Source organism: Arthrobacter sp. zg-Y919 (assembly GCF_030142045.1).
GTDB lineage: Bacteria > Actinomycetota > Actinomycetes > Actinomycetales > Micrococcaceae > Arthrobacter_B.
Map to the genome: position 1 here is coordinate 3,046,903 of NZ_CP126242.1, position 25,668 is coordinate 3,072,570.

Annotated in this window: 19 protein-coding genes; 14 read left to right on the top strand and 5 right to left on the bottom strand. The window is 66.1% G+C overall.

What is annotated here, in order from left to right; genetic code table 11:
* The first annotated feature begins 50 nt into the window (after nt 1-50).
* Nucleotides 51-1,136 (top strand): inositol-3-phosphate synthase, encoded by a 1,086-nt coding sequence (locus QNO10_RS14410; protein WP_229945930.1) that lies wholly within the window; start codon nt 51-53, stop codon nt 1,134-1,136.
* A gap of 72 nt (nt 1,137-1,208) precedes the next feature.
* On the opposite strand, the gene QNO10_RS14415 is transcribed toward QNO10_RS14410, so the two are convergent.
* The 5 genes from QNO10_RS14415 to QNO10_RS14435 all read right to left on the bottom strand — a co-directional run bounded on the left by QNO10_RS14415 (nt 1,209) and on the right by QNO10_RS14435 (nt 7,582).
* Complete coding sequence (locus QNO10_RS14415) at nt 1,209-2,894, bottom strand: formate--tetrahydrofolate ligase (protein WP_229945928.1); 1,686 nt, start codon at nt 2,892-2,894, stop codon at nt 1,209-1,211.
* Between the two features lie 145 nt (nt 2,895-3,039).
* Entirely contained in the window at nt 3,040-4,284 is a 1,245-nt protein-coding gene (gene mshA / locus QNO10_RS14420) for a D-inositol-3-phosphate glycosyltransferase (RefSeq protein WP_229945927.1), read from the bottom strand.
* Between the two features lie 192 nt (nt 4,285-4,476).
* Nucleotides 4,477-4,599 (bottom strand): hypothetical protein, encoded by a 123-nt coding sequence (locus QNO10_RS14425; protein WP_269437777.1) that lies wholly within the window; start codon nt 4,597-4,599, stop codon nt 4,477-4,479.
* Between the two features lie 812 nt (nt 4,600-5,411).
* Nucleotides 5,412-6,068: a histidine phosphatase family protein gene (locus tag QNO10_RS14430; RefSeq protein WP_229945925.1), complete on the bottom strand. Its 657-nt coding sequence runs from the start codon at nt 6,066-6,068 to the stop codon at nt 5,412-5,414.
* On the bottom strand, nt 6,065-7,582 hold the full coding sequence (locus QNO10_RS14435; protein ID WP_229945923.1) for a CCA tRNA nucleotidyltransferase: 1,518 nt from the start codon (nt 7,580-7,582) through the stop codon (nt 6,065-6,067). The genes QNO10_RS14430 and QNO10_RS14435 overlap by 4 nt, the downstream gene beginning before the upstream one ends.
* Nucleotides 7,583-7,726: 144 nt before the next feature.
* Here QNO10_RS14435 and QNO10_RS14440 point away from each other — a divergent pair, with 144 nt between their 5' ends.
* From QNO10_RS14440 to QNO10_RS14500, 13 genes are all read left to right on the top strand, one after another.
* The gene (locus tag QNO10_RS14440) at nt 7,727-8,257 is read left to right on the top strand and encodes an NUDIX hydrolase (RefSeq protein WP_229945920.1); all 531 of its coding nucleotides are present in this window, start codon (nt 7,727-7,729) and stop codon (nt 8,255-8,257) included.
* A 76-nt stretch (nt 8,258-8,333) separates the two neighbouring features.
* On the top strand, nt 8,334-9,995 hold the full coding sequence (gene murJ / locus QNO10_RS14445) for a murein biosynthesis integral membrane protein MurJ (protein WP_229945918.1): 1,662 nt from the start codon (nt 8,334-8,336) through the stop codon (nt 9,993-9,995).
* Between the two features lie 199 nt (nt 9,996-10,194).
* A complete protein-coding gene (locus tag QNO10_RS14450; RefSeq protein WP_229945915.1) occupies nt 10,195-11,649 on the top strand; it encodes a discoidin domain-containing protein in 1,455 nt (484 codons plus the stop codon).
* 130 nt (nt 11,650-11,779) lie between these two features.
* The gene (trxB, locus tag QNO10_RS14455; RefSeq protein ID WP_229945913.1) at nt 11,780-12,826 is read left to right on the top strand and encodes a thioredoxin-disulfide reductase; all 1,047 of its coding nucleotides are present in this window, start codon (nt 11,780-11,782) and stop codon (nt 12,824-12,826) included.
* A 28-nt stretch (nt 12,827-12,854) separates the two neighbouring features.
* Nucleotides 12,855-13,181 (top strand): thioredoxin, encoded by a 327-nt coding sequence (gene trxA, locus QNO10_RS14460; protein ID WP_229945911.1) that lies wholly within the window; start codon nt 12,855-12,857, stop codon nt 13,179-13,181.
* 6 nt (nt 13,182-13,187) lie between these two features.
* Complete coding sequence (locus tag QNO10_RS14465) at nt 13,188-14,381, top strand: peptidoglycan-binding protein (protein WP_229945909.1); 1,194 nt, start codon at nt 13,188-13,190, stop codon at nt 14,379-14,381.
* 283 nt (nt 14,382-14,664) lie between these two features.
* Nucleotides 14,665-16,794, top strand: coding sequence for an acyltransferase family protein (locus tag QNO10_RS14470; protein ID WP_229945906.1), 2,130 nt, complete (start codon nt 14,665-14,667; stop codon nt 16,792-16,794).
* 172 nt (nt 16,795-16,966) lie between these two features.
* Entirely contained in the window at nt 16,967-17,785 is an 819-nt protein-coding gene (locus QNO10_RS14475) for a dolichyl-phosphate beta-glucosyltransferase (RefSeq protein ID WP_229945904.1), read from the top strand.
* Nucleotides 17,785-19,254: a glycosyltransferase family 4 protein gene (locus QNO10_RS14480; protein ID WP_229945902.1), complete on the top strand. Its 1,470-nt coding sequence runs from the start codon at nt 17,785-17,787 to the stop codon at nt 19,252-19,254. Before QNO10_RS14475 ends, QNO10_RS14480 begins: the two co-directional genes overlap by 1 nt.
* 17 nt (nt 19,255-19,271) lie before the next feature.
* On the top strand, nt 19,272-22,253 hold the full coding sequence (locus tag QNO10_RS14485; protein WP_229945901.1) for a glycosyltransferase family 39 protein: 2,982 nt from the start codon (nt 19,272-19,274) through the stop codon (nt 22,251-22,253).
* Nucleotides 22,254-22,257: 4 nt separating this feature from the next.
* Nucleotides 22,258-23,637, top strand: a complete 1,380-nt coding sequence (locus tag QNO10_RS14490) for a hypothetical protein (protein WP_229945900.1) — start codon at nt 22,258-22,260, stop codon at nt 23,635-23,637.
* Nucleotides 23,638-23,642: 5 nt separating this feature from the next.
* Complete coding sequence (locus tag QNO10_RS14495) at nt 23,643-24,821, top strand: glycosyltransferase family 4 protein (protein WP_229945898.1); 1,179 nt, start codon at nt 23,643-23,645, stop codon at nt 24,819-24,821.
* Between the two features lie 47 nt (nt 24,822-24,868).
* A complete protein-coding gene (locus QNO10_RS14500; RefSeq protein ID WP_229945896.1) occupies nt 24,869-25,660 on the top strand; it encodes a PIG-L deacetylase family protein in 792 nt (263 codons plus the stop codon).
* Nucleotides 25,661-25,668 lie beyond the last annotated feature (8 nt).

Here is a 25,668-nt window from a genome sequence, read left to right on the forward strand (position 1 = left end):
GTTGTCTGCGCCGGGGGCGCAGCGTTCAACATTTTCTTCAAAGGAGAACCGTGTCCGAGAACCCCATTCGGGTCGCAATTGTCGGTGTTGGAAACTGTGCAGCTTCGCTGGTACAGGGTGTCCAGTACTACCGAAGCGCCGACCCCAACGAAACCGTCCCTGGCCTGATGCACGTAAAGTTTGGCGATTACCACGTCAATGACGTGCAGTTCGTCGCCGCTTTCGACGTCGACAGCAAGAAGGTCGGACTCGACCTCGCTGACGCGATTGGCGCAAGCGAAAACAACACCATCAAGATTGCCGACGTGCCGCAGACCGGCATCACGGTACAGCGCGGCCACACCCTCGACGGGCTCGGTAAGTACTACCGGGAAACGATCACGGAATCCGACGCGTCGCCGGTGGACATTGTCGCCGCCCTGCGGGACAACGCAGTGGACGTTATGGTCTGCTACCTGCCGGTGGGCTCCGAGCAGGCCGCGAAGTTCTACGCCCAGTGCGCCATTGATGCCGGCGTGGCCTTCGTCAATGCCCTGCCCGTCTTCATTGCCGGCACCAAGGAATGGGCGGACAAGTTCACCGCGGCCGGCGTGCCGATCGTGGGCGACGACATCAAGAGCCAGATCGGCGCCACCATCACGCACCGCGTTATGGCCAAACTGTTCGAGGACCGCGGGGTCATCCTGGACCGCACGTACCAGCTGAACGTCGGCGGCAACATGGACTTCAAGAACATGCTCGAGCGCGAGCGCCTGGAATCGAAGAAGATCTCCAAGACGCAGGCCGTCACCTCCAACACCTCCGCCGCGCTTAAGGCCGACGACGTACACATCGGCCCGTCGGACTACGTCGCCTGGCTCGATGACCGCAAGTGGGCGTTCGTCCGGCTCGAGGGACGCAACTTCGGCGACGCTCCGGTGTCCCTGGAGTACAAACTGGAGGTCTGGGACTCCCCCAACTCCGCAGGCGTCATCATCGATGCCGTCCGTGCCGCCAAGATCGCCCTTGACCGCGGGGTCGGTGGACCCATCCTTTCGGCCTCGAGCTACTTCATGAAGTCGCCGCCGGAGCAGTACAACGACGACATCGCCAAGGAAAAGGTGGAGCAGTTCATCCGCGGCGAGGTTGAGCGCTAAAAGCCCTGAGCCAATGCCCCTGTCCCCCTTCCGGGAACAGGGGTATTGCTGTTTCCGGACCCGGCACCGGCCTTAGATGAGCCCGCTGGGTGTTCCATCCGCAGACACACCCATCCGCAGCGCCGCCGGATTCCGGGGCAGCCCCGGCATGGTCATGACCGCGCCGGTCAGCGCGACCACGAAGCCGGCACCGGTCTTGAGGGTCAGGTCCCGGACATGGAGCGTGAAGCCGGACGGTGCGCCCAGAACGGCGGGGTCGTCGGAGAAGGAGTACGGGGTCTTCGCCATGCAGACCGGCAGGTGCTCCAGGTTCCGCGCGTGGATTTCCTGCAGCCGGCGCCTGGCCGGGGCCGCGAATTCGACGTCGGCGGCTCCGTAGATTTCCCGGGCCACGGTACGGATTTTCTCTTCCACCGGCATTCCGTCCGGATACAGGAACCGGAAGTCGGCCGGCTGGTCCAAGGCCCGGAGCACCGCCGCCGCCAGGTCGTCGCCGCCCGGGCCGCCGCCGCCCTGCGCCCACACGTCGGCAAGGGCGGCACTGACGCCCTGTTCGGCGCACCAGTCCAGAAGCCAACGCAGTTCGGCGTCGGTGTCTGTCCTGAAGCGGTTGACCGCCACCACCGGGTTGATCCCGAACCGGCGGATGTTTGCCAGGTGCCGCTGCAGGTTCGCGGCACCGGCCCGCAGTGCCGGAATATTCTCCGCGGTGAGGTCGTCCCTGGGGACGCCGCCGTGCATTTTCAGGGCCCGGACGGTAGCGACCACCACGACGGCGTCGGGGGCGACATCCGCCACCCGGGACTTGATGTCCAGGTACTTTTCCGCGCCGAGGTCAGCACCAAACCCGGCTTCCGTCACAACGATGCCGGCCAGCCGGCGGGCGGTCGCGGTGGCGATGACTGAATTACAGCCGTGTGCGATGTTGGCGAACGGGCCGCCGTGGACGAGTGCCGGGGTTCCGGCCAGGGTCTGCACCAGGTTGGGTTTGAGGGCGTCGCGCAGCAGCAGTGTCATGGCGCCCTCGGCGCCAAGGTCGGCGACGGTGACGGGCCGGCGGTCATAGGTGTAGCCCACGGTGATCCGGGACAGGCGTTCGGAGAGGTCCGCAAGGTCCCGGGCGAGGCAGAAGATGGCCATCACTTCCGAGGCCACGGTGATATCGAAACCGTCCTGCCGCGGCACGCCCTGCGCCGGGCCGCCGAGGCCGATCACAATGTCCCGCAGGGCCCGGTCATTCATGTCCAGGACCCGCTTGAAGGTGACGCGCCGCGGATCCAGTCCCAGCTGGTTGCCCTGGTAAATGTGGTTGTCCACCAGGGCGGCCAGCGCGTTGTTCGCCGCGGTGATGGCGTGGAAATCGCCGGTGAAGTGCAGGTTGATGTCTTCCATCGGCACCACTTGGGAATAGCCTCCCCCCGTGGCGCCGCCCTTCATGCCCAGCACCGGCCCCATGGATGGTTCGCGCAGGGCTATCATCACGGTTTCCCCGGCCCGCTGCAGGGCGTCGGCCAGTCCAACCGTCACGGTGGATTTGCCTTCACCCGCGGGGGTCGGACTCATGGCGGTCACGAGGACCACCCGGCCGCGGGCCGTACCCTCCGGCAGGAGCGCCGGATCAACCTTGGCTTTGTAGCGCCCGTACGGTTCCAGTGCACCGTCCGGAATGGCTACCCGCCGGGCTATCTCGGTAATGGGCAGCAGGCGGGCCGCACGGGAAATCTCGAGGTCTGAGGGCACGTCCGCGCTGGTAGGCATATCGTCTGTTCCTTCCGCTGCGCCGTCAACGGGTCGCCTCGACGGCCATTGGTGCTTGGATGGAAGCCAAACTATCAGCAGGTCGGGTGCGGGTGGCCCCTGGAGGTCCCGCCGGCGCTGCCGTGGGGCAACTTAGGCCCTGCGGTTATTTACGGACCGCACGGCGCGCGAACAGGTCCGCCGCCTCCCGGTAGCTTTCCGCCGTCAGCATGGCCGTCCGCCGCCAGCCAAACGCCTGGGCGTGGACCGCTGCCCCTTCACCGAGCGTTCGACGGCGTTCGGTGCCGTCATAGAGGGCCTCCAGTTCGGCGGCCCACCGGCTGGGAGCGTGGCCGTCGACGAGGATGCCGCTCCTGCCGTTACGCACGGCTTTGGGAAGCCCGCCCACGTTGGCGGCAAGGACGGGGGTGCCGCAGGCCTGGGCCTCGAGGGCAACCAGTCCAAACGATTCGCTGAACGAAGGCACGGCCACGACGTCGGCGGCACGGAACCAGTCGGCTAGCTGGTGCGGTTCGACCGGCGGACGCAGGGACACGGTGTCCTGCAGGCCCAGCCGGCGGATCATCGGTGCCAGGTCAAGTACGGAGGATCCGCTGCCGGCACCCAGGATGCTCACACGGAGGGGAATGTCCGGGCGGCGGCGCCGCAGCTCGGCGGCCGCCTCAACCAGAATCTGGGGGCCCTTCAGCCGCTGGATCCGGCCGGCAAAGACCACATGGAAAACTCCGGGGAGGAACCCCCGGCCCGCCTGCACCCCCGGCCTCCCCCGTGGCGAAAAGACGTTCAGATCCACGCCGGGTGCCACCACGTCGACGGCTGCGGGATCGGCGCCGTAGAGTGCTTCGAGTTCCGCTGCCTCGGTGCTGGTGTTGGCGATCAGCCGGGTGGCACCGTGGACTACCTGCTGCTCGCCGTCAATGCGGATCTGCGGCTCGGGTTCCTCCCCCGGCTGGGCCTGGAGGTTCTTGACGCGGGCCATGGTGTGCATGGTGTGCACCAGTGGCAGGTCCCATTGCTGGGCAACGGATAATCCCGCCGTTCCGGATACCCAGTAGTGGGAGTGCACAACGTCGAATCCGCCGTCGAGCAGGAATGGCTGCGCTTCGGCCACCGCGTACGCCAGGTCCAGGTAGGGCAGCCGTTCCTTGGGAACCTTGCAGACAGGGCCGGCGGTCACGTGGCGGACCTTCACCCCGGGAGCCAGCTCGACGTCGGCGCTCTGCAGGGGGTCCGTGGCGCGGGTAAAGATCTCGACCTCGGTCCCGGCCCGTGCCAGTTCCAGGGCAACGGAGCGGACATACACATTCATGCCGCCGGCATCGCCGCAGCCAGGCTGCTCGAGGGGGGAGGTATGGAGGGAGAGCATGGCCACACGGTTGACCTGGGGCACTTCGCTCCCTTCCTTACAGGTATTTTCTCTATCGACTTTATAACGTCACGCGGCTGGGCTTTGTTTCCTGTCACCCAGAACACGTCCGGCCCCCGCCGCGGAAGGCCCGGCACAGCACTGCCCGGCACCTCGCTTGGAGGTGCCGGGCAGTGCGGCTGGATCCGCCTGGTTCCGAGCTGTTTGAGACTGAGATCACTTGACGGAATGGAAGTAATGCAGGAGCAGATGGCCTTCGGGGCCACACAGGGCCGCGTCCATCCGGGCATCACGGACGGCGCTGGAACGGAGGTAGGAGCTCCGTAGTCGCTTGAGCATTGGGTACACCCCCTTCGCTGTGCGTGGGGCGAATGCTGCTCGTGGGGTGAATTGGTTGCTTTTGGGCATGACGGTATTGGGCAGGGGGAATTCAGACATGGGAATCTCCGACAGGGAAGCACCACAAAGGCGCAAAACAATAAACAGATAAAAGATGCGTCGAAATGACGCTAGAAACCAATAAAAGACATCAAAGAGACGTTCAGGCGATTTGCGGGAAAATACCCGACCATGACGCCGCGATATCTTTCAAAGGGAATGCCGGCGATTGACCCGCACCAAACCTGAACCACATGCAGCCGTCCAGCCCCCTTCGAAACAGGGGTGCCGGAACGGAGTGTGGTGCCGGATGAAGGTGCGTGGTGCTCGCGCCGGTGGCGGCAGACGGCCTGCCGGGGCGGCGGCGTTTAGGCTGAAGCGGCCGGCCAGGAAGCAGCCGCGGTAAACCCGGTGGAGGCTATATGCCCGCCGGAGAGGACCGAGGATGGCACCCGTGGGGTCCGGAAGGATCGCCGGAGATTGCCGCCGGTTTTGCCACCGGTCACTACGATGTGAATTCCATTAGTGTTCATCAATCTCCACCTCCTGTTCGCGGTACGCGGGGTACTGGACGCTGATGCAGGCTGCAGCTCGGTAAGCCCAATGAGCCCAATAAGCTCAACTAAGCCTGCACGTCCGGGTCGGTCTTTTGCGGGCCATGAAGTGCCCGCAAAAGAAAGGTACAACAAAACCCAGGTCCGTGCCAAGCACTTTTTGTAAATTCACCGGAATTTTTTATTGCCAGTGCGTTAGGCACGCGTGCCCTCTGCGTATTAGAGGTTCCAGCCGACGACGGCGGGGGTGCGCTTGTCCCACCCGAGGGTGCAGACCGCAGCGGTGCTCAGCGCGAAATGCCGGCCCATCTCGGGGGCCAGACCCAGCCAGCGGGCGGCCAGGATGCGCAGGAAATGTCCGTGGGCCACCAGGAGGACCTTCTCCACCGGCATTGCCTCCGGGTTCCGGTCCATGGCCGTGCCGCTTCCGGCCTGGACGGCTGAGATGATGCGGTCCGCCCGCTCGGCCACCTGCGCCAGGGTCTCCCCGTTGGGCACGCCGTCCTTCCAGATCAGGTAGCCCGGATTCTCCTCCCGGACCTGCCGGCTGTTGCGGCCCTCGTTATCCCCGTAATCCCACTCGTGCGCATGCGGAAGCACTTCGGCGTCGGGGTAGCCCACCAGTTCCGCGGTGCGGCGGGCACGGATCAGCGGGGAGGTGAAGACCCGGTCAAACGTCACCGGTCCGATCTTCGCCCCCGCGGCCGCGGCCTGTGCCTCACCCTCGGCCGTCAGGGGTATGTCGGTCAGGCCGGTGTAGTTGCCCTCGCGGGACCATTCCGTTTCACCGTGGCGCAGGAGCCAGAGCCGGGGCAGCCGGGTTCCGGACGGCGTCAGGTCCGGAACTGCCGGTCCGAAGTTTTCCCCGTTGCTCATTTGCCGTCCTTGTTCGTCCGTGGTTCGCCCGGTTCCCCGAGGGGTTCCTTTTCCGTTGTATCAGGTGTTGCGGGGCCGGCAACCTGGTTTTCCGGTTGTTCAGCCCACCAGCCGCGAAGCAGTTCCGCTGCCTCGGCTTCGGTGCGGGGACCGTTCTCCATCCGTTCCTCCAGCAGGAACCGGTACGCGCGGCCCACCACCGGGCCGGGCCGGATCTGCAGCAGGGCCATGATCTGTTCGCCGTCCAGGTCCGGCCGGATCGAGGCCAGCTCCTCCTGCTCGGCGAGCGCGGCGATCCGCTGTTCCAAGTCGTCATAGGCGAAAGCCAGGCGCTCGGCCTTGCGCCGGTTGCGTGTGGTGACATCGGACCGCGTCAGGCGGTGCAGCCGCTGCAGCAGCGGACCGGCGTCGTTCACGTAGCGGCGCACCGCCGAATCCGTCCAGCCTGCGTCACCGTAGCCGTAGAAACGCATATGCAGTTCCACCAGGCGGGCGACCGCCTTGATGGTGTCGTTGTCGAACCGCAGGTTCTTCATCCGCTTGGCAGTGAGCTTGGCCCCCACCGCGTCGTGGTGCAGGAAACTCACCGAGCCGCCCGGCTCGAAGCGGCGCGTGGATGGCTTTCCGACGTCGTGCATCAGGGCCGCGAACCGCAGCACGAAGTCCGGTCCCGGAACGGGACCGTCGGTACCGGTTTCCAGTGCGCAGGCCTGGCGCAGGACCGTCAGTGAATGCTGGTAAACGTCCTTGTGCCGGTGGTGCTCGTCCACTTCGAGCCGCAGGGCGGCCACCTCGGGCAGGACATGGTCGGCCAATCCGCTTTCCACCAGCAGGTCCACGCCTGTCCACGGGGCCTTGCCGCGGATCAGTTTGGTCAATTCGTCCCGGACCCGTTCGGCGGAGATAATCCCGATCCGCCCGGCCATCTCCCGCATCGCTTCGAAAACATCCGGGGCCACTTCCACACCCAGCTGGGAGGCGAAGCGGGCGGCGCGCATCATGCGCAGCGGATCGTCGGAGAACGACGTCGATGGCGCACCGGGGGTGCGCACCATGCCGTCGTGCAGGTCGCGGGCTCCACCGAAGGGGTCCACCAGTTCCATGGACGGCAGCCGGAGGGCCATCGCGTTCATGGTGAAGTCGCGGCGGAACAGATCGTCTTCGAGCTTGTCGCCAAAGGCGACGGCGGGCTTGCGGGAGTCGGGGTCGTAGGCGTCGGCCCGGTACGTGGTGACCTCCACCTGGAAGCCGTCCTTGCGCATGCCGATGGTGCCGAACTCCCGGCCGATCTCCCAGTAGGTGTCGGCCCAGCCCTTGATGACCTTGATGATGTCGTCCGGGCGCGCGTTGGTGGTGAAATCCAGGTCCGGGGAAACCCGGCCCAGGAACAGGTCGCGGACGGGACCGCCAACAAGGGAAAGCTCGTACCCGGCGTCCTCGAAACGCGCACCCAGCTCCGGGATCACGGCGGGTAACGGGGACTTCAAGGCCGAACTATCAAAAAGGTGCACCATAGTCCTTTAAGCGTGCCAGATAAAACAGCGCCGGACCGACAACCGGTCCCGGCAAGGGCGCGGACACGCCGGGCGTTCCCGCGTCCTCTCCGGCGGCCCGCCCAACAGTCATCATCCCCGGACAAAGATCGTTACAGTGGGAGTATGGCCCATCCCGTACCGAGCGCCCCTAAGCGGACCCCGTTGACAGCGTCAATGGGCGGCGCCGGTGCGCATACGGTACATTCCCCCCTCCCCACCGTGGAAGAGGTTTCCGCCGGCGGGATTGTGGTGGATACCTCAACCGGGCAGCTGCAGGTGGCCATCATCGCGCGCCTGAACCGCGGCGGACGGCTGGAGTGGTGCCTGCCGAAGGGCCATCCCGAGAACGACGAGGACAACCAGGCCGCCGCCGTCCGCGAGATCGCTGAGGAAACGGGTATTGACGGCCGCATCCTCACGGCGCTGGGCAGCATCGACTACTGGTTTACGGTCAGCGGGCACCGGGTGCACAAGACGGTCCATCATTTCCTCCTGGAAGCCTGCGGCGGGCATCTGACCATCGAGAATGATCCGGATCACGAAGCCGTGGATGTCGCGTGGGTCCCCCTGGCGGAGTTGGGCCGGCGGCTCTCCTTCCCCAATGAGCGGCGCATTGCCGACCTGGCCCGCGAAATCCTTCCGCGCTACCTCTGACCGCTGCCTCCGGCGCCGCCCGGACCCGGTCCCCGGTTCAAGCAATCCGGACTGCAAGTGAGAACATAGGGTCACGATGGCCGAAAAGAACATAGCCCCCAGTACCGCGCGTTCCAGCGCCGTGATGGCAGCTGGCACCCTGGTATCCCGTCTCCTTGGCTTGGTCCGCACCGCTTTGCTGGCTGTCGCCATCGGCAGTACCGGGCTGGTCAGTGATGTCTTCAGCTCGGCGAATGTGCTGCCGAACTTCATTTACCTCATGGTGGCCGGCGGCGTCTTCAACGCCGTCCTGGTCCCGCAGATCATCAAGGCCAGCAGGCAGCCGGACCGGGGAGCGGAGTATGTCTCCCGCATCCTGACCCTCAGTCTCCTGGTGCTGGCGGTCCTTGCCCTTGTGGCCACGCTCGCGGCACCCGTAATCCTGCGCATCGTCCTGTCCCTGGGAGCTGACCAGCTGCCGCTGGCCACCAGCTTCGCCTACTGGCTCTTCCCGCAGATCTTCTTCTACGGTGCCTACGCGCTCATTGGGCAGGTGCTCAATGCCAACGGACGCTTCGGCGCCTATATGTGGGCACCGGTGGTGAACAACATCGTGACCATCGCCGGGCTGCTTGTTTTCATCTCGATGATCGGCCGGGAGGAGACGTCGTCGTTCTCGCCGGAGAACTGGACCCCGCAGGCCACACTGATCCTGGCCGGCTCCACCACGCTCGGCATCGTGCTGCAGGCTGCGGTCCTGCTGTTCCCGCTTCGCCGGCTGGGGCTGGGACTGCGCCCCTCCTTCGGCCTGCGGGGCGTGGGGCTGCGCCAGACCGGCCGGGTGGCCAAGTGGACCATCCTCACCATGCTGATCGGTAACGGCGCCTACCTCGTCTACACCCGCGTAGCCACGATCGCCACGGACGCCCGGCCGGAATACCTGGCTATGGGCCGCGAGATTGCCGGACAGCTGAACCTGGAAACCGCGTCGATGCTGTACATCATTCCGCATTCCATCATCACGCTGTCCCTGGCCACCGTGCTGTTCAACCAGATGTCCCACGCGTACACGGAAAAGAACTACGACGAGGTCCGCGCCACCCTGTCGCAGGGGCTGCGGGCCATCGGAGTGGCCACAGTGTTCTGCTCCGCGGTCCTGATTGTGCTTGCCGGGCCCATCAGTATCTGGTTCAGCGGCGGGTCCAACATTTCGGCCACCCTGCAGGCACAGGTGCTGGTACTGCTCGCCGTGACGGCACCGTTCCTCAGTGCCTCCTTCCTCATGAACCGCGCGTTCTACGCAGACGAGGACGCCAAGACACCGCTGATCATGCAGATCATCCTGTCCGCGTTCGGCCTGGCCCTGGCCGCGTGCGCGGCGGCCCTGCCGCCGGACAGGATCATCTTCGGACTGGCCATCGCCTACTCGCTTGGAAATATTGGCGCGGTCACGGTCAGCCATATCTTCCTTAAGCGCAGCCTGGGCGACTACGGCGCCGGGCACGTCGTGGACGTCCATATCCGTCTCGTGGCTGCCGCACTCGGCGCGGCCGCTGCCGGTGCGGCAGCGCTCTGGCTGATGGGCGGATACACAGTGGAGGGCTTCGCCTGGCAGTCCCTGGGTTCCGCCACCGTGGTGATGGTGGTCTGCGGTGCCTTGATGGCCGGCGTGTACTACGTGTTGCTTCGGGTGTTGCGGGTCTCCGAGCTGGACGCTTTCCTCCGCCCGATCCTTGCCAAACTCCGCCGGACTGCCTAAAGTGCCGACTCCGGCATTGGCCGGTGTCACAGGTAGCATGGGAACAAAGCAGGCAGTTCAGGGCTGCGGCAATCGGCCGCGTTCGGTGTCCGTGAACGAACATCCAGATTCAAGCAGAACGTTTAAGCATGACGCAGTTCATCGCCGTTCATGTTGATTGCCGTTTTCATTTTGATTGCCGTTTTCATTGGAGGAACACGTGCCACAGTCGGTAGACGTCGGTTCAGTACTGGGCGGCCGTTACAAGGTGACCGCGCTGGTGCTTGCCTCGGCGGAGCAGGATCTGGTGCTCGATGGTGTGGACCAGGTCCTGAACCGTTCCGTGAGCATCCTCCTGGCCGCCCCCGTGAACGCCAGCCAGGTCTCGGCAAGCGCGCGTGAAATCGCCACCGGTGAACGCCACGGAAATGTCCAGGTGCTGGATTTGGGCGTCAGCGACGGCCGCACCTACCTGATCACCAACAATGCCAACGCCGCAGATCTGCTGGACCTGGTTATCGAGCGGGATGGCCCCTACGTGGAGCCGTTCTTCACCGACACCCTGGGGTCCGAAATCTTTGGTGTAGCGCGCTCCCGGGAACCGGAAGTCGTCGAAGATGACCGCTACGTCGAGTACGAGGACCCCGCTCCCCGCCGGCCGCTGCTTTCCGGCGCCAACAAGCCCCGGCTGCCGAAGTTCGGCCGCACGGGTGCCGCAGCCGGCGCTGTCGCCGGCGCCGCTGCCGCGGATGCCCGGGGCGAAGCAGTCTCCGGCGGTGCCACTGTTCCTGCACCGCCCGCAGTCCGGCCCAAGCAGTCCGCCCCCACCGCACCGGCGGCCAAGGTCACCAAGTGGGAAGATGACGAACCGCAGGCTGCCGCCGTGCCGCAGCGCAACGGCCGTTCGGCGTCGACCTTCCCCAAGTCCGCCCTTGCCGCCGGCAGCTACGACGACGGCGACCGCTACGACGGCGGATATGGGGACCCCGATGAGGACTATGACGACGGGGATAAGCCGAACCGCAAACCCGGGCGCATCCTCATCGGCGCCGTCCTCAGCCTCGTGCTCGTTGTTGCCGTGGTTCTCGCGGTTTCACAGCTGGGCAAGTTGGGGGAGCTGTTCGGTGCCGACCCCGAGGCCGGCGCTACCACTGAACCGACCCAGGACGCTGCTCCGGCCCCGAGCGCCAGCGCGGCCGACCCCGCACCGGCAGCGGAGATAGCGGGCATCACGCGGCTGGTACCGGGTAATCCGCAGCTGGACTCCGCCAATGACGGCGCCCTGCCCCAGATGATCGACGGCAACCCTTCCTCGTACTGGTCCAGCTACGTTTACGCCAGCGATACCTTCGGCGGGCTCGCCACGAGCCTGGCGATGGTGGTGGACCTTGGTGCCGACTCTGAGGTCAACGAGGTCGACATCACCCAGATGAACGGTTCTTCGGGGGGCAGCTTCTCCATCATGCTCAACGACACCCCCGACCTGAACGGTGCGACATCGGTGGCCCAAAGCGGCTTTACCGGTCCCACCACGAGCATTCCGGTGCCCAAGGTGGACGGACAGCCAGCCACTGCCCGTTACGTCATCGTCAACTTCACGCAGCTGCCGCGCCTCAACGGCGTCCAGGCCGCGTATCCCTGGGGACTGAGGATCGCCGAAATCGGCGTGTCCTGACCCCTCCGCTTCAAACCGGCCGCCAGGCCGCGATCAGCATGACCCGAGCAGGCCCCCCGGAATAAGCTGGAACCGGTAATGGTTGTGCCGTGTGGATCCCGTAGTTCAACAAGGAAGAGGAACACTCCCCGTGAGCACCGTAAACCCCGTAGCCACCACCGACGGCGCCGCTGCTGCCGGCGACGTCCGCGAGGTCATCATCGTCGGCTCCGGCCCCTCCGGATACACCGCTGCCGTCTACGCGGCCCGTGCCAACCTGAAGCCGCTCCTGATCGCCGGCTCCGTCACTGCCGGCGGCGAGCTGATGAACACCACCGATGTGGAGAACTTCCCCGGCTTCCCCGAAGGCATCATGGGTCCGGACCTGATGGCCAACTTCGAAAAGCAGGCTGCCCGCTTCGGCACCGAAATCCTCTTCGAGGACGTGACCGAGGTTGACCTCACCGGCGACATCAAGACAGTCACCATCGGCACCGGAGAAACCTTCCGTGCCCGCGCCATCATCATCTCGACCGGTTCCGCTTACCGGGAACTGGGCCTGCCGGATGAGAAGCGGCTCTCCGGGCGCGGCGTCAGCTGGTGTGCCACCTGCGACGGTTTCTTCTTCAAGGGCCAGGACATCGCCGTCGTCGGCGGCGGTGACTCCGCACTGGAGGAAGCACTCTTCCTCACCAAGTTCGCCGCTTCCGTGACCGTGGTGCACCGCCGGGACAGCCTGCGTGCCTCCAAGATCATGCAGGAGCGGGCCCTCTCCCACGAGAAGATCCGCTTTGCCTGGGATTCGGAAGTTGCTGCCATCCGCGGCGAGGACAAGGTCACCGGCCTGGTGCTGCGCAACACGAAGGACGGCTCGGAGTCCGAGCTGAACGTCACCGGCGTGTTCGTAGCCATCGGCAACGATCCCCGCGTGGATCTGGTGCGCGGCCAGCTGGAACTCACGCAGGAAGGCACCATCGCCGTCCTCGGGCGGACCTCCAAGACCTCGCTGCCCGGCGTTTTCGCCGCCGGCGATGTCATTGACCCGACCTACCGGCAGGCAATCACGGCCTCCGGCTCCGGCTGTGTGGCAGCCGTCGACGTCGAGCACTACCTTGCCGATCTGGGCGGATCCGTCTCCACCGCGGCGGAGGTTCCCACCCCGCCGTCCGAGGCTGTCTCCGAACACGCAGCCCTTTAATTCCATTCCCCGCTAGGAGAGCAACATCATGAGCAACGCAAAAGCAGTAACCGACGCTTCTTTCGGTACCGACGTCCTCACCGCGGACAAGCCGGTTATCGTGGATTTCTGGGCTGAATGGTGCGGCCCCTGCCGCATGCTGTCCCCCATCCTTGACGACATCGCCGCCCAGTACAGCGACAAGGTGGACGTCGTGAAGGTGAACGTGGACGAAAACCCGGCCATCGCCGCCCAGTACGGCATCACCTCCATTCCCGCCGTGTACGTCTTCAAGGGCGGCGAGGTAGCGGCGACCTCCATCGGCGCCAAGCCGAAGCAGGTCCTTGAGCAGGAATTCGCGGCTTTCCTGAAGTAATAACTCATGACTGTGCATGGTGAAAGCCTGCGGAGGCTGGATTGCAGCCGGCGCGTAGTGACGCTTCGAGAAGCGTTGCTGCGTGCCGGCGTCACCTTGTCCTACCTGGCACCGGACGCCGTAACCGATCCGACTGTCTTCGACGACCACGTCGACGCTGCGGTCCGCGCGTTCCAACAGAGCCGCGGTCTGATCGTGGACGGCGTTGCCGGTCCGGACACCCAGCGCGCTCTCTCGGAAGCACAGTTCCGGTTCGGAGACCGCACCCTGGACTACGTTGAGGGTGCGCAGCTGCGCGGCGACGACGTCGCCGAACTGCAGCGCCACCTCTCCCACCTGGGCTTCTACTACGGCCACATCGACGGCAGTTTCGGGGTACGCACCCGCTACGCCGTGGCCGAACTGCAGCAGAACCTCGGGCTGCCGGGCAGCGGCGTGTGCGACGGCGACACCATGCAGGCAATGTCCCGGGTCAACCGGGCCATTTCGCCCAGCCAGGCCTTTGCCCTGCGTGACTACGAGCGGCTGGACCGCGCCACCGCCGCGCTCCGCGGCCGCATCATTTCCGTGAACATCGGCCGTTCCCCCCGGGAGTCCCCGCATACCGCCGAACGCCTCACCGGGAATCCCCTGACCGAGGTACTGATCACCACGGACATCGCGGAGCGGGTTGAACGCATCCTGCGGGAGTTCGGAGCCCAGTTGGTCCCGCAGCAGGCCGGCTCGGTCCGCGACCCGGGATCGCGGTGGAACAGCCCCAGCCTGAACCTGGACATCCACTGCGACTGGCTCGACCAGCAGGCGGCCTCCGGCATGGCGGCCTACTACTGGGGACTGCCCGGCACGGGCGAGGCACGCTCCCCCATTGGCCACCGCGCCGCTGTCCTGCTGATGAAGGAACTCGGCGCGCGCACCGATCTGGACAACCTGGGGGTGCACGCCCGGACCTGGGACACCCTGAAGGTTCCGGGAGTCCCCTCCGTGGGGCTGGATCTGGGCTACCTCAGCAATAGGCACGACGCCGAACGCCTCGCCGACCCGGTCTTCCGCCAGACGGTGGCCGACTCCATTGTGATCGGCATCCAGCGCCTGTATCTGCTGGAAGAGGAAGACCAGCCCACGGGCACGTTGGCCCTGGACGATGTGTTGAAGTTCAACCCGGCCCAGACCGAAGCAAACCGTCAGGTATCCGGACTCTAGGCCCGGTCCTGCACGTTCGAAGCGGCACCCCTGATTCAGGGGTGCCGCTTCGTTTTTCCCCATACCCGAGCGATGGGCACGAGTAGGTGTGCGGATACGCGTTTGGCGAGCGGTTTTCCCCGCCGGAGCGCGGAAACTACTCGGAATCGAGCATGAAACTACTTGGCCTGAGCGGATATGGTGGCTTGTCCACCGGGACCCTCACTGGACCTCCGGACCGTTGCGCTAGCATTACCGTCGATGCGGCAGGATCCGGAGGCCGTTCCTAACCCAGAGGGCGCTGATGCGATCCACTTTCCCTTCCCTGAAGAGCCGTGAGCCCGCCCGCCCCGCAGCTCCGGGCGCACGCCTCCGGCCGGACGTCCAGGGCCTCAGGGCAGTCGCGGTGGCCGTCGTCGTGCTCGACCACCTTGTTGGCTGGCCGAGCGGCGGTTTTATCGGTGTCGACATTTTCTTCGTGATTTCCGGATTCCTGATCACGGGACTCCTCCTGCGCGAATACGAAAAGACCGGTTCCATCTCCTTTGCGAACTTCTACCGTCGCCGCATCAAGCGGATCCTCCCGGCATCCACACTCGCGATCGCGGTGACGCTGGCGTGCTCCTTCCTGATCTTCGGGCAGGGACGCTTCATGGAGACGCTCAAGGATGGCGCCGCCGCCGCGCTCTTCAGCGCGAATTGGCGGTTCTCGGCCACCGGTACCAACTATTTCCGGGCCAACGGCCCGGTCTCCCCCCTCCAGCATTTCTGGTCGCTCTCGGTGGAGGAGCAGTTCTATTTCGCCTGGCCGGCGGTGATGCTGCTGGCCCTGACCCTGGTGGTCAGGCGGGGCGGCGGCCGGCACCACGCGCGGCTCGGTGCGGGCATGGTCATCGGGCTGGTCTCCCTCGTCTCCCTCGCCTGGGCGGTGTGGGAGACCCAGTCGCTGCCCACGCGTGCCTACTTTTCGACCTTCTCCCGCATCTGGGAGCTGGGTGCCGGAGCAGCGCTGGCCTTCACTGCACCGCTGTGCGCCCGTCTTCCGGCCCGGCTGCGGCCGGTGATTGCCTGGCTCGGCCTCGCGACGATGGCGGCAGGTCTCTTCCTTATCGATTCCTCATCAGCGTTTCCCGCACCCTGGGCCCTTCTCCCCGTAGCCGGCGCCGTCCTCGTGATCCTCGCCGGAACCGGGACCAGCGAACATCGGTTCCTCCTTCCCCTTACCAACCCCGTGAGCGGGTACCTGGGGAACATCTCCTATTCCCTGTACCTGTGGCACTTCCCGGTGATCATCTTCGCCGGGGCGGTCTTCGTCGAGCGGTCGCCGCTGTTTTACGTCGGCTGTGTGACCGCTATGCTCCTGGCCTCCGTGTTCTCGTTCCACCTTGTCGAGGATCCGGTCCGCAGATCTCCGTGGTTGTCCGGCGGCCGCACTCCGGCGGTTACGGAGGTGACACGCGGCACCGGGTTCCGGCGGGCTGCCGTCGCCGCCGCGGTTACCGCCCTGATCACCGCTGCCGCGGTTCCCTTCATTCCCGCGCAGGAGAAGGAAATCCGCCTGGCAAACGTTCTCCCGGCAGGGGTGTCGAAGGAGACGGCGGACCTGCAGGAGCAGATCCGCACCGCCCTCGGCAGCACCGAGTGGCCGGAGCTGAGCCCCTCCCTGGACGATGCCATGGTGGGCCTCGAGGCGCCGAAGGAGATCACGGCCTGCGGCGGCACCGGGCGTCTCGTGGTCGAGAGGTGTACCTGGGGCGATCCGGACGCCCGGCACCACGCCGTCGTCGTCGGCGATTCGATCGCCATGACCTGGGTGTCACCACTCCGGGAAGCGCTCGGATCTGACAACGATTGGGACGTGACCAGTCTGGGCACGTTCGGCTGCACGTTCACCGATCTGCTGATCGAGAACCCCGAACCCGAAGTAGTGCAGGCCTGCGAAGGACGGAAGTCCCAGGCCATCGCTGCCATCAAGGAGCTGCAGCCGGACGTCGTCTTCATTGCCAACACCTACGAGCCGCGTTTTCCCGCGTTCTGGAACCGGCCGATGACCCCGCAGGAGTGGCAGGGAAGCATGGACACCATGCTTCAGCGGTTCGGCGGCTCCGTGGACCGTGTGGTCTTCCTTGCCCCGCCGCCGCTCTACACGGACATCACGGACTGCTACTCGAAAATGGCCCAGCCCTCGTACTGCGCAGGCACCATCGATCCCCAGTGGCGCACCTTTGCGACGGCGGAGATGGAACTCGCCGACACCGTAGGTGCTTCCTTCGTCAATCCGGAACTGTGGTTCTGCGCGGAGGACTGGTGCCCCAGCTTCGTCGGCACCACGCCCACGAAGCGCGACCTTGTCCACATGACGCCCGCATATCAGGTGAAGGTGGCCCCGGCGCTGCGGGCCGAGCTCCTCGACCAGGGCATAGTCGACTTCTAGCCTTCTGTCCTCTCCGCCGGCAGTCAACACCGGGTCGGCAAGTGCCTCAACGCCTAAGTTGCGTAACTACTACTCGTGTCCCGCCTCCCGGGCGTTACTAACGTCACTGATTGATTGCTCGTGTCGAAACCGGGCAGGAATGCTGGCGGATCAATTATCGAGGAGCATCCCTATGGGGACAGAAACTGGTTACTCACACGGGCGCACCGAGCATCGGGTGCACCGCCCCGTCGTCCACAGGCATCTGGCGGACCTCGGCAGCGCACCGGCCAGGGCGCAGTCCCGCACCGCCGTCGACCTGGAAGTGGTCATCCCGGCCTACAACGAAGCCGCGCGCATCCCGGGCACCCTGGAGGCTACGGCCGAGTTCCTCCATGCACAGCCGTGGACCTCGCGCATCGTGGTGGTCGACAACGGAAGCGCCGATGACACGAGCGCCGTGGTGCGGAAGCTCTCGCGCTCGGTGTCTGTGGACATCGCCCTCCTCGGGTGCTCCCAGCCCGGCAAAGGGGCCGCGGTCCGCCGCGGCCTGCTGAGCAGCCGTGCACGCTACGCAGGTTTCATCGACGCCGACCTTGCCACCCCCATCTCCACACTCGAAAGTGCAATGCCGCTCCTGGAAGCGGGCATCGCAGCCGTCATCGCTTCGCGTCATGCTCCGGGTGCGGAGTTCGTCCAGCCCCAGCAGCTCGGCCGGCGCCTCGGTGGAGGAGCCTTCCGCTTCATGACACGGCGCATGGTGCAGGGCATCGCGGACACGCAGTGCGGGTTCAAGTTCTTCGACCTCGCCGCCGCTAAGCGGGCACTGGTCGAATGCCGCACCATGGGATTCGCCTTCGACGTCGAACTCCTGCAGCGGATGCAGTCCCAGGGCGGACGGATCGTCGAACTCCCCGTGGCCTGGACCGACAGTCCCGCCTCGACCTTCCGCCCCGTCAGGGACGGTCTGGCGAGCTTCCACGCCGTCCACCAGATGGGGCGGGCACTCTGATGGAAAATCACCGTAAATCCCCGACCGCACACCTCGCCGGGAAACATCTGCTGGTCCTCAACTGGCGCGACATCCGGCATCCCCAATCAGGCGGCGCCGAGCAGTACATGCACCAGATCGCCGTCCGCTGGGTCAAGGCAGGGGCCAGGGTCACCTGGGTGACCGGGCGCGGCAGCAACCAGGCACCGCAGGACGTAATCGACGGCATCACGGTCATCCGGGCGGGCGGCCCGCTCGGACTGTACGGCCGGGCGGCGCTCTGGATGTTCCTCAACGGCACCAAGTTCGACGGCGTAATCGACTGCCAGAACGGTATCCCGTTCTTCTCGCCGCTCTTCCTGCCACGGGCGACGCCGGTCGTGCAGGTGGTGCACCACGTCCACCAGGACCAGTTCGCCACCAGGTTTGCACCACCCCTCGCGGCCGTCGGGCGTTTCCTCGAGAAGGACGTGGCGCGGGTGGTCTACGGCCAGCGCTCCATCGCCGCTGTTTCCCTGTCCACCCGCCTCGAACTTCGGCGCCGCCTGGGCTACTCGGGCCCCATCTTCGTGGTGCCCAACGGCACGATGGACCTGCCCGACGAGGTAGGACCCCGGGACCCGGACCCCACCATCACCGTGGTCAGCCGGCTGGTCCCACACAAGCGCCTCGACCTGCTGCTCGGCCAGATCGCCGTCGTGGTTGAAGCGATACCGAACCTCCGCGTGAACATCGTCGGTGACGGATCAGAGCGGGAGCGGCTGCATAAGATCGCCGCCGACCTCGGCCTGCTCTCGAATGTCACCTTCCACGGATACCAGCCGAATGCAGTCCGTGACGGGCTCCTCAGCCGGGCCTGGATCACCGCATCCACCTCCGCAGCGGAGGGGTGGGGCTGTTCCATCATCGAGGCCAACGCCTGGGGCGTGCCCTGCGTCGCGCTGCGGGTTCCCGGCATCCGGGACTCCGTGGTCGATGGGAAGACCGGCTGGCTGGTGGACGAGCCCCGGGACTTCGGAGCCACACTCATCACGGCCCTGAAGGAAACCGGCAACGTGGAATCGGCACGTTCCATCACGGCCGCGTGCCGCGACTGGGCGGCCCGCTTCACCTGGGACCGGAGCGCAGCACTCCTTGCGGGGGTCCTGATCGAGGAAATGCGGGCTACGCGGGGAATCCGTTCCCAGCGCCGCCGCGCCCGCTCGGACATGTCCGCATTGGTCCGTTTCGCCACACCGGCGAACTTCGACCCGTCGACATCCCTGAGGGCCACGGACGAAGTCATAACGGACGGCCCGCAGACCGCCATCCTCCTCAACGGGTGTGATGAGACCGATGCTATGGGCGTGATGCGCCGGATGGGTATCTTCGAGTCGGATATCAGCCTCGCAGACCGCGAAGGCATCCTCACCGGTCCCTCGACAGCACCGGTTGCGGGCGGCACCGACCTCCAGCCCGTACCAAAGGGCTTCCGGAGCCGCGCTACATGAGCGCGTCGGCATTACCTGTGAGTACCGCCGTGCCCGAGCAGTTGGAGCGCGCCTCCACGCGGTCGGCGGCCTCCGAGGTCGCCCACAACAGCGGTCTGCTCTCCGTGTCCGCAGGCGTAGTGGGAGTCGTCAGCTACATCTGCACCCTCCTGATGGCCAATGCCCTCAGCTCCCAGGAGTACAGCAACCTGGCTGCGGCGCAGATGCTGTTGGGCATCGTCGGCATCGTCTCCTCCGCCCTCGTGCCCCTGCCCCTCTCACACGCAGTGGCAACTAATGCTGCCGGCAGCGCCGGCCGCCGGGACGGACTGGCGTTCGCGCTGACGGTGTCCGTGGCCGCGGGCATCGTGGCAGCCGGCACCACGGGAGCCGTTGTCTCGGCCTTCGGATCCCCTGTCCTGGCGCTGGTCGCCGCGCTGACCGCCTTCGTGCTGTTTGTCGTCGCCGCCCCGCTGGGGTGGCTGCAGGGCGAATTGAGGTTTGTCCGGTACGCGGCCGCCTCAATCGCGGAGGTGCTGGTCAGGCTCGGCTTCAGTGTGCTGGTCATCGCCCTGGCCTGGGGTGCGACGGGTGCCGTCCTTGGCTTCGCACTTGGCGCGCTGGTGATCCTCGCCGTGCCGCGCTCCTTTTACCGGGACATCACATGGCGCCCGCAGGTTCTCCGGGACCGCTGGCGCTGGTCGGAAACCGGCGACATCGCCCTGACCCTGTGCATCGTCACGGTCCTGACCGGGGCCGACGTCGTCGTGATGTCCTTCCTGGACGGCGGGACGGACGCGGCGGCCGGCTTCCAGGCCTTGTCCACCATCGCCAAGGGCCCCATCTATGTTGCCGCAGGCACGGTCCTGGTCGCCTTTCCCCTGCTGCGCCGGGCCGGTGCGGACCGGGAATCCATCCTCGTGTCCGCCCTGCGGTCCTTCGGCCTGTTGGCCATCGCCGCCTGCGTGGTCATCGCCACGGTACCGGCACCGGTCGTGGAACTGGTCCTCCCCGAAAAGTTCCATCCCTCGATCGCCCTGCTTCCCTGGCTGGCGGGAGCCGGCCTCGGGTACGCGGTGCTCACGGTCCTCGCGACCATCCTTTTGGCCCTGCGCGCCTACCGGCGCTGCCAGCTTGGCCTCATCGCGGCTACGGTGCTCCTGCCGGCTGGGATGGCGGTGGGCTGGAGCGTCGGTGGTGTTCCGGGTGTGGCCGTCGGCACCGCCGCAGCATCGCTCGCTTCCGCCGCGGTGCTGGCGATCATCGCTTTTCCGCTCCTCCCCCGTTCCACCCGGCGCCTGGCCCTCCAGGGCCTCCTTGCCGGCGCAGTACTGTCCCTTCTCCTCCTCGTGGCCGGTCTCGTGCCACCCCTATGGATTCTGGTGGTTCTCATGACAGGTTTCGGTATCCTTGCAGGTCAGCGGCGTTCAAGCGCTCCCGAGACAGAACGGGAGGCGGAGCCGGCCCGGCCGGTGCGGCGAGGTCTCCGGGCCCCGGAGCGGTTCAGGCCGACCCGGAGCGGGCTGCTCGGTTTCATCGTGGTGGCCTGTGTTGCCTTCGGAGCCCGGGCCGTGGGCCTGGCCCGCGGATTCGAGCTGTGGGTGGACGAGATGCTGTACGCCCGCCTGGGGTATTCCGTCAGCCTCGGCGAAATCCCCAACCTGCCGGACGGCCCGTTTATGCTCCACCCGCCCGGCTATTTCCTGCTCGAGGGTGCCGTGATCAGTGTCTTCGGCATCTCCGGAGACAACCTGGACCTCGTGCTGCAGCTGCGCTGGCTCAACGCCGTGCTGGGCGCCGTCAGCGTAGGGCTGGCCTTCCTCCTGGTCCGCACGGTCGCGAACATGCCTGCCGCCTGGATCACCGCAGTGGTGATGACATTGGAGCCGTTCGTGCTGCGGAACAACAGCCGCGTGTTCCTTGAGACCTTCGGCATGGCCGTGATGCTCGCCGGGTTGCTGGTCCTCGTGTCCCTCATACAGCGCAACGCCCCCCGCTACCGGGTGCCGCGCCTCGCTGTGGCCGGTCTGCTCCTGGGATTCGCCGTCCTCACCAAGGACGTCTTCGTCCTCGGCGCCGTGGCCCCGATCCTCATCGCCGCCCTGTGGCGGCGGACCCTCGCCGTGCGTGACAGCCTCACCGTCGTGGCGGCCGCCCTGGTCCCCTACACGGTGTATCTCCTGGTACTGGGCTTCAACGGGTTGCTGGACACGTGGCTCTGGGCTAAGGGCAGCGGGGTGCGCCGTGCAATCGGGCTCGAGCAGTCCACGGGATTCAACGCCGAGGGCGCACCGGGGATTCTAGGCCGGGTCCTTGACCAGATCGGCCAGTTCGGATCTTCCTACCTCCTCCTGGCCCTCGCCCCGTTGACCGGGCTTCTGCTGTGCTTCAGCGCCATCGCCGCGCGGCGCCTGCTGGGCCTGGTGGCGCTGATGTTCGGTCTCTTTGGCTTGTACAGCGCAGCCTTCGGCACCCTCGAGGAGCAGTACGGCTACCCCGTCCTGGTCGCAGGTGTGCTTAGCACCGCGGTCTACGCGGTTGAACTGGTGGAAAGGCGGCCAAGCTGGCGGACACCCGTCATTCTTTTCGCCGCCGCTTTAACGGCACTCACCGCGGTCTTTGGGCTTCGGGCCATGGTCACCGTCGACAACGGGTTCGTCCAGGCACGGGACTGGGCGAACGCGAACCTTCCGGCGGACGCCCGCGTCAGCGTGACCAACAGCACAGGTGAGCTCGCTTTCGAAAGCGATTCCCGCTTTGGTGTGTGGCCGTCGGCACCGCTCCTGGAGGCGAACGATGCAAACTACGTCCTGACCCAGGACCACCCGACATCAATGGGCTACGGCTACGCGCAGCCGGCCATGTTGGAGTGGCTCGAAACCAATGCCCAACCTGTGTTCTCCGCAGAGGGACCCACCAACGGGAACACCGTCATTTGGCAGATCGACGACGAAACCCGCCGCAGCGGAGCGGCGGAGAACATCGGTTTCCCATCCGCCACCTACGAAACCGAGCGTTAGGACCATGCCCCACCCCCTGACCGCGAGACGGAAAACCCGGGTACTGCTGCAGCTGAGCGTCATCGCTCTCCTGGCGGTGATTGCCGTCGGGAGTTTCATCGTCGTGGTCCAGCGCGGCGACGGCCCGGACGCCGCTGACGGCGGCACCCGGTTCGGAGTCCTCGCCTCGAAGTGCGACTCCGTGCGGTCCCGCGAACTCCGGCAGGCCGGGATAAGCGTGGTCCACGTGGATCTGCGGTGGGATCTCTACCACCCGGAAGCACCTGCAGCAGCACCGGCGTACACGCAGCAGGTCTTTTCGATGCTGGAGATCTGCCGGGACGCCGGATTCGACGTCGTCCTCGGGCTGGGGACCCAATATTCCCCGGAATGGGTGCGGGACCTGCCCGACGGCCGGTTCGTCGACCAGACCGGCGCGAGCAGCGAGTCAGCCGCGCCGAACCTGATGTTCAGTACGGACGCACGCTGGGCCTTCGAGACCTATGTCACGGAAGTGGTGCAGCTGCTGCCGGAAAACAGTGTCACGGCAATCCGCGTGGGAACCAGCGAGGCAGGTGAGTTGGGTTTCCCCGCCGAGCCACTGAGCAGCCGGAATGGCCGCAACAGCTTCTGGGCCTACAGCGATGCCGCACAAACGGGCAACGGCCTTCCCGACGGCATGGCGAGCACGCCGATGCCAGGATGGATGCCGGGCGACACGGAGTGGTTAGGATCGGCGTTCACCGCGGACGACGCCTCCACCTGGTTCGACTGGTATACGGACTCGGTGACCCGGACTGTTGCCTGGCAGATCGGGCTGCTGCAAGGGCTTGGATTCGAGGGCGATTTCCACCTGCCCCTGGCTGGACGGGGCGTGCTGCCCGAGGACCGCGAGAGCGCGGTGCAGGCACTCCTCGACGGGACGGGTGACCGGGATGCAAGCCTTGAACGCGGGCTCTACTACCCGGATCAGTTGCCTGCCCTCAAGGATGCCGTACCCGAGGCGAGGATCGTTGCCGATATCACGGGCCTTGGCGACCCCACGGCAGTTCTCGCCCGCAGCGAATCTCCCCCCACCGATACGTGCCGGGGAGAGGATGCCGGTCTGCCGCTTGAGGAGACACCGGGAGTCCAGGACTGGTCGGCGTCGCGGTGGACCATTGCCGTCGCCCGCAGCGCGGGATATCCGGTGATGGGCGAAAACCCGGGCCCCTCCTCCCAGCCGGGGACCGGCAGCGCTGCCAATTCGGATCCGCTCCGGGATCAGCTGAAGTCCGGTGCCCGGTACGCCGGGGACTGCGGCCTGGAGATCTTCCTGTTCGCGTTCGAGGATGATTTGTTCGCACCGGGGGCCGAGGTGCCCCTCTCCGTCTACGCGGACATTATCCGCGGCGTTGAAGGGTGAAGGGTATGACTAGTCCCCCACGCTCCACGGTCACCGCACCAGTGGCTTCGGTCCCCCCGGAGCTCCACGGCCGGCTGCGCGTGCTGCATCTGGGGTTCGAAGATCCGCTCATGCCGGGAGCCGGTGGAGGCTCCGTTCGTACGCACCAAATCAACCGGCGACTGGCGGCGGGCGGATTCAGCGTGACTGTCCTGACCACCACCTATCCGGGAGCCGAGGAAAGGATCCAGGACGGAGTCCGCTACGTGCCGGTCGGCTTCGGGCAGGGACGCAACCGGCTCACCCGCCTCCTGGGCTATATTGCGCGGCTGCCGTTCGAGGCACGCCGACGGCGTGGAGAAGCCGACCTTGTGGTCGAGGACTTTTTCGCCCCGTTCTCCAGCATGGCCGCGCCTCTGTGGTCGGGCCGGCCGACCATAGGGGTGGTCCAATGGCTTCACGCCGGTGACAAGGCCCGGCAGTACAAGGTGCCGGTGCACTGGTTGGAGCGGTTCGGCGTCCGTAGCCACTCCCGCATGATTGCGGTGTCCCAGGGCACCGCGGACAAGCTGGCGCTCCTGAACCCTGCTGCCCGTGTGGAGGTTGTCGGCAACGGCATCGACCGGAACTCGCTCGACCGTGAGCCGGAGCTCGGTGACAACGTCCTGTTCGTCGGACGGCTCGAACTGAAGCCCAAGGGCATCGACCTTCTGCTCTCCGCGTGGGCAGCAGCTGCCCCGCAACTCGGGGCGAAGCTCATCCTTGCGGGCACCGGACCCGACCACGAGAGGATCGAGCAGCTGATCAACTCGCTCGGGTTGTCAGAGTCGGTGGAGTTGGTCGGCTGGGTGTCGGGAGAGGCTAAGCGGGACCTCGTGCGCTCTGCCCGCCTCGTCGTCGTACCCTCCCGTCACGAGACGTTCGGCCTGGTGGCGGTTGAGGCCCTCGCCGGCGGAACCCCCGCGATAATTTTCGACATCCCGGGCCTTCGTGAGGTGGTTCCCCGGGACTGCGGCTGGATGGTGCGTCCATTCGATGTGCAGGCCCTCGCCGCCGAACTCGTGCAGCGGTATCCCGATGGTTCCACGCTGCTGGCAGCAGGCCGTCGCGGGCAGGCGTTCGCCCGGCAGTTCGACTGGGACGTCCAGGCGGACCGGCAGGCGGCCATCTACCGCAGCGCGCTGTCGGCGCGCACCGGAGGCTGATCCGCTGACGTGACTGCCATACTCGTCCCGCATCCGAAAGGCCTCCAGTGATCTCCAGCCTGCCCCGCGTCCAGCACTCCCTGCTGGGCAACAATCCATGGCTTTTCCTCTCCCCGCACCTCGACGACGCGGTGCTGTCCTGCGGCGCGCTGCTCCAGGAGAGCGCACGCACCCGTGACATCACTGTGGCCACGCTCTTCACCGAGCCCGCGAGCCCTCCGCATACCCGCGCGGCGAGGACCTTCATTAGTCAATGCTGCGCCTCGGATGCCGGGTCGCTCTTCGAGGCCCGGCAGGTCGAAGACCGGGAAGTGTTGGAGGAACTGGGCGTGCGCCACCTTCATCTGGGCCTCGAGGATGCCCTGTTCCGCCAACGGCATGCGGCGCCGGCAGCTGCGCTGGTGAAGAAGGTGCTCCCCGAACTTGTGCACCGGTATCCCACCTACCGGTACGACATTGCCCTGGGGCGCATCTCGCGGGGGGACCGCACTCTGATCGAGAATCTCCGTCTGCGGGTCCGGGGGCTTCTGCAGCAAACCGGTGCTGAGCTGTTGTTCTGCCCGATCGGGATCGGGCGGCATGTGGACCATCTGATCACGCGTCGGGTAGGGACTTTTTTTCCGGACAAGGCGGTGTACTACGCCGATTTCCCGTACAACCTGTCTTTCCCGGTGGACCAGAAGTTCGTTACCGCGCAACGGCTTCAGCGAGGGACCTGGGACCGGCATCTGGCGGCGAAGGAGGCGATGATCAGAGGGTACGGCACGCAGGCGGACGCCTTGTTTCCCGACGGACAGATCCCTCTGGAACCGGAGGCGTACTACGCCCCCGCGGCGTAAACCGGGGC